We start from the raw sequence: 5,108 nt of genomic DNA on the forward strand, positions 1-5,108 counted from the left end.
CCAAGGTAATAGAATCGGTCATAGCAAAAAAACATCTGGATATTACGAGTCTATGGAAAGAACTTGCAGCCAATATTTGCAAGCTTATCAAAATGATGTAGCAGCTATCCTGCAAATTTTAGGTTGGTCAATTCGCCTAATGCGCTACTACGAAAAAGCGGGGCCGATCGGCGAAATTACCGCTCCTGTCATAGAATCAACTCGGCAAGCCGAAATTTTACAAGTGACACAATCTCAAGAGTTTGCGATCGATCAAATCTTGGATGCCCAAGTTGTTGGCATTGCAGGTAATAAAGTGACATATCAAATATTAGGCGTAATTAAATTGACTGAAAAAGAACCGAAAAAAGCTAGTTCTCTCCAGAAAGAGCAGATGGTAAAAGTGAAAATTACAGGTTTGAAAAATGGCAGTATCAAAAGTGTCAAATGCGTTGATTAGAAATCTTGACAGAAGTTTGCCGTGGATGGAGAAAAACGGCTCAATAAGCCGTTAAAGATTTAGCGTCCCCAGATAGCCAAACCGCCGCCTCTACCTCTAGCTGCGATCGCCTTATCTGTGATGAAAAAATACGCAAAAAACGCTTGCTTGCTCACACTTTCATGGTAAAATTGTTGTGACTTGGCTTCACCGGAACGAATGTATCCAGAAAACAACGTCACTCCCAACAACTGCACCGTTATGCGAGTAAAGTCAAACGCCAAAATGTTTTTCTTGTGCAAAAATTTGGCAGGCCCGCTCACCACTAATTTTAGCGCTCCGATCGTCACCCGATTCTCAATTTGACCGGCTTCAAAATTCTGTTCTTCTATCTCTACAGATGCAGTCGAGTAAGACAGTTCAATTTTGACAAATTGAGGAATGTAGCGTCCCGCACCCAGTACAATTCCCGCTTTAGCGCGAGTTTTTTTAGTACCGGTAATAAAACATAAACGCCAATTGCCGATTAATCGGTCAAAGGAATCAGAAAAATTATTCTTTCTGGCGTCTTTCTCCGCCTGAAGCAAAGCATCGACTACCTCAGTAGCAGATGGCTTAGAAGCAGATGCAACTACAACAGAATTAGCAGCTTGTTCGATAATCGACATAATTATAACTAGGGGCTAGGGATTAGGGGCTAGGGATTAGGGTAAGAGAGGGAAGAGGGGAGAGGGAGGAGGGAAGAGGAGGAATTTTTGAATGATTGACTTTCCCTAACCCCTAACCCCTAATCCCTAACCCCTTTTTGACTTTACCTCTCCCTCACAACAGCAACTTGTCCGCTGTAATCGGTAAATCGCGAATGCGTTTACCAGTTGCGTGATAGACTGCATTAGCGATCGCAGCTGATACGCCGGTAATGGCAATTTCGCCGCAACCGCGCACGCCCAAAGGATTGAAATTCAGATCCGGTTTACCGACAAAAGACACTTCAATACGGGGAATATCTGCATGAACGGGAATGTGATAAGTTGCCAAATCTTTAATAACAGGTAATCCCAAATTTAGATCGTGAAGGCATTCTTCCATCAAAGCTTCTCCAATTCCCATGATAACACCGCCGCGAATTTGACTGGCAGCTGCTTTGGCATTCATCGCTCGACCCACATCCATGACAGAAATCCAGCGCTTTACCTGCACTCGACCCAGCAATTCGTCTACTTCCACTTCACAAAAATGAGCGCCCCAAGATTGAAATGCCCACTGTTTCCCTTCTTCTCCCGGTTGACTGGATGCAGTTATTTCTAAGAAAGGACGCCCAGATTCGCGCAGCGCAATTAAAGCTTCTGTCGCATTTTTCGCATTGACTTCTTGCAGTAACAATTGGCAAGCATTCGCCACCGCAGGCGCGAGGGAAGCTGTCATCATCGAAGCTCCCGCAAGTCCACCATTAGGAAAGCGAGAATCGCCAATTTCTACTTTAATTTTATCAACAGGAAGATCGAGAGTTTCTGCGGCTGCGATCGCTACAACAGTATAACTACCAGTCCCCATATCGTTTGCTGATGTTAAAACCTGCGCTGTTCCATCTAAAAGCAAACGTACTGTGGCAGAAGCTCCCATACGAATAGCGGGAAATGTTGCGCCTGCCATTCCCCAACCGACTAATTTATCATCGCGGCTAATTGCCTTAGTTTGCATGGGGCGATCGTACCACCGAAATTGTTCTGCACCCAGCTTCAAACATTCGGCAAAGTGTTTCGATGAAAAAGGCAGTTTTTTGCGTTGATGTTCTGTCGTGGCATTTTTTAAACGCAGTTCGATCGGATCGATTTGTAACGCCCAGGCAAGTTCGTCCATCGCCGATTCTAACGCATACATTCCTGGATTTTCTCCCGGTGCCCGCATAAAAGTCGGCATTCCTACATTCACAACCGCAATTTCTTGCTCGACGCGCAAATTCGGTGCAGCGTACATAGTAGGGGTAACGCCGATACAATTTTCCACATATTTGGGATTAACGGGGGAAGTATAGGATTTGGCAGCATGAGCGATCGCAATTAGCTGACCCGACTGATTTGCTCCCAATTCGATCGTTTGTTCTGTTGGCGAACGATGTCCGACAATCGCCGTCATTTGTTGTCGAGAGACAACAACTTTCAGCGGACGATTAATTTCCCGTGCTGCCGCTATGCAAAGAATAGCATGAGGCCAAGGCGAAGCTTTAGCTCCAAATCCACCCCCAATATAAGGACTGATTACCCGCACTTCCTCAACCGGAATGCCAAACAAAGTTGCATAAGTGCGCTGTTGCAAAAATACCCACTGGGTTGGCTCGCAAACCGTCAATGAATTGCGATCGTGCCATTGTGCGATAATAGCGTGAGGCTCCATCATCGCGTGTAATTGTCTTGGCGTTGTGTAGGTTGCTGATATTTTGACAGGCGCTGTTGCCAAAGCATCGGCGACATTTCCCTGTTCAAAAGAAGCATCCCGTGGCGATTTCTGAAATGATGCTTGTTGCCGATCGATCGTCGGCGTTTCGGTTTCGTATTCCACCTTCACTAACGAAGCGGCGTGACAGGCGCGTTCTAGAGTATCGGCAACAACTAACCCAATAATTTGCCCCCCATAATGAATGCGATCGTCTGCTAAGGGAAGCCTGGGTTCGCCAATATGGAAACTTGTTCCCTCATTAGCTTTTGGGAACGCTGGCATATTTTCATGGGTAAAAATTGCCAGCACACCGGCAGAATCTTGAGCTTCTTTAAGCTCCATTTTTCTGATGCTACCGTTGGCAATGGTAGCTACGATTAAATAACCGTAAACCAATCCGGGAATTTGATGTTCCGCACCGTAAGTTGCCGTGCCTGTAACTTTAGCGCGTCCCTCGTGGCGATTGACAGATGTGCCGATAACTTTGCTCATGGTTTGCTTCCTTTCCGAACCGATGTAACTAGCGCTTTTTCGATCGCTCGTTTTGCCATTTCAACTTTAAAACTGTTATGTTGTAGCGGTTTGGCTGCTTGTAAAGCGATGTTTGCTGCTTGTTGAAATAAGGCAACATCCACAGGTTTTTCCCGCAAAAACTGTTCTGCTTCCAAAGCTCGCCAAGGTTTATGGGCAACTCCACCGAGAGCGATGCGAACATCCCGAATGCGATTTTCTGCTAATTCGACAGCTGCCGCTACAGAAACTAAAGCAAAAGTATAGGAAGTGCGATCGCGCAATTTCAGATATACACCCGACTTAGCAGCTGGTAAAGCCGGGAGAATGACTGCGGTAATCAGTTCCCCAGCTTCTAAATTGGTATCGCGTTCGGGGGTATTTCCCGGCAAACGGTGGAAGTCATGAAAAGGAATTTGTCGCGTTCCCTGCCATCCTTCCACTTCCACAACGGCATCGAGAGCAGCCAGAGCAACGCACATATCGGAAGGATGCACAGCAACGCATCGATCGCTTGCACCCAAGATAGCATGAGTGCGGTTTATTCCCGTAATGGCAGAGCAACCGCTTCCGGGCTGTCGTTTATTGCAAGGGAATGCCGGATCGTAAAAATAAGCACAGCGCGTGCGTTGGAGGAGATTGCCTCCCACTGTGGCGACGTTGCGGATTTGTTGGGAAGCACCGGAGAGAATGGCGCGAGATAGCAGGGGGTAGTGGCGTCGCACGTAGGGATAATCGGCAACAGCGGTATTCGTTGCTAAGGCTCCAATCCGTAAACCCCCTTCCGGTAAGGGTTCGATCGGCTGCATCTGGAGGCGGGAAATATCGATAACCTGGGATGGATTTTCCAGATATCCCTTGATGCGATCGAGCAAGTTTGTACCGCCAGCAATGAATCTTGCTTCATTATCGTCGATCGATCGCGTTACTGCCTCTTGCACTGAAGTTGCGCGAACGTAAGCAAAGTTTTTCATGATTTGGCTTTGGCTCGGAACAGGGAATAGAGAATAGACTTCTCAACAAAGAAATTATCACTTAGGGTGAAGCATTTGGGGATAAAATCTAGGTTTTGCAACATAAATTGTCGCCCAAATGCTTCACCCCTACAGATATAAAAGATGTTGAGATTATTTGTTGGAGATGTCTAATAGATGGTTTTATGTGTGCAGTTGAGAGTCAAGAAAAGCAGAACAATTAGAAAATTACTCCTCAACGAGAACAAGCGCTTCGGGGGGTGGGGGTGTTTGTCCGATCGCTTGTCCAACAGCTGCGACAATACCGTTGTAGGCACCGCATCGGCACAAGTTACTGCTGAGACGTTCTTTGATTTCCGATTCCGAGAGTTCGGCGAGTTGGGGAGGATGGGTGAGATCCGGCGTTACTGCACTGGCGCATCCCTGTTTTACTTCCTCGATCAGCGCTACGGAAGCGCAAATTTGACCGGGGGTGCAATAGCCGCACTGAAAGCCGTCTTGTTCGATAAACGCAGCTTGTACGGGGTGGAGAGTATCGCCGTTTGCTAACCCTTCAATCGTCGTAATTTCTTTTCCGTCCTGCATCGCCGCGAGAGCCAAACACGAGTAAATCCGCTGTCCGTCGCACAAAACTGTACAAGCGCCACATTGTCCGCGATCGCATCCTTTTTTTGTTCCCGTAAGCCCTAAATATTCCCGCAGCGCATCTAATAACGTTACTCGCGCCTCTACACGCAAGGAGTAGGTTTTGCCATTGATGCGGAGCGTCA

General features: G+C 47.0%; 5 protein-coding genes. 1 reads left to right on the top strand and 4 read right to left on the bottom strand.

Annotated elements, in window-relative coordinates; genetic code table 11:
• The coding region (locus H6S82_RS17470; protein ID WP_206756877.1) for a hypothetical protein at positions 1 to 439 on the top strand (439 nt) is incomplete at its 5' end.
• Positions 440 to 498: 59 nt separating this feature from the next.
• Here the strand turns inward: H6S82_RS17470 and H6S82_RS17475 are convergent.
• The 4 genes from H6S82_RS17475 to H6S82_RS17490 form a co-directional block, all read right to left on the bottom strand.
• Complete coding sequence (locus H6S82_RS17475) at positions 499 to 1,086, bottom strand: hypothetical protein (protein WP_190465212.1); 588 nt, start codon at positions 1,084 to 1,086, stop codon at positions 499 to 501.
• Positions 1,087 to 1,240: 154 nt separating this feature from the next.
• Positions 1,241 to 3,346, bottom strand: a complete 2,106-nt coding sequence (locus tag H6S82_RS17480) for a xanthine dehydrogenase family protein molybdopterin-binding subunit (protein WP_190465213.1) — start codon at positions 3,344 to 3,346, stop codon at positions 1,241 to 1,243.
• A complete protein-coding gene (locus H6S82_RS17485; protein WP_190465214.1) occupies positions 3,343 to 4,338 on the bottom strand; it encodes a xanthine dehydrogenase family protein subunit M in 996 nt (331 codons plus the stop codon). The genes H6S82_RS17480 and H6S82_RS17485 overlap by 4 nt, the downstream gene beginning before the upstream one ends.
• 228 nt (positions 4,339 to 4,566) lie before the next feature.
• Positions 4,567 to 5,108 (bottom strand): 2Fe-2S iron-sulfur cluster-binding protein (locus H6S82_RS17490; protein ID WP_191056481.1); only part of this gene is annotated, 542 nt, incomplete at its 5' end.

The organism is Planktothrix sp. FACHB-1355 (assembly GCF_014748295.1).
Taxonomy (GTDB): Bacteria; Cyanobacteriota; Cyanobacteriia; order Cyanobacteriales; family Aerosakkonemataceae; genus Aerosakkonema; species Aerosakkonema funiforme_A.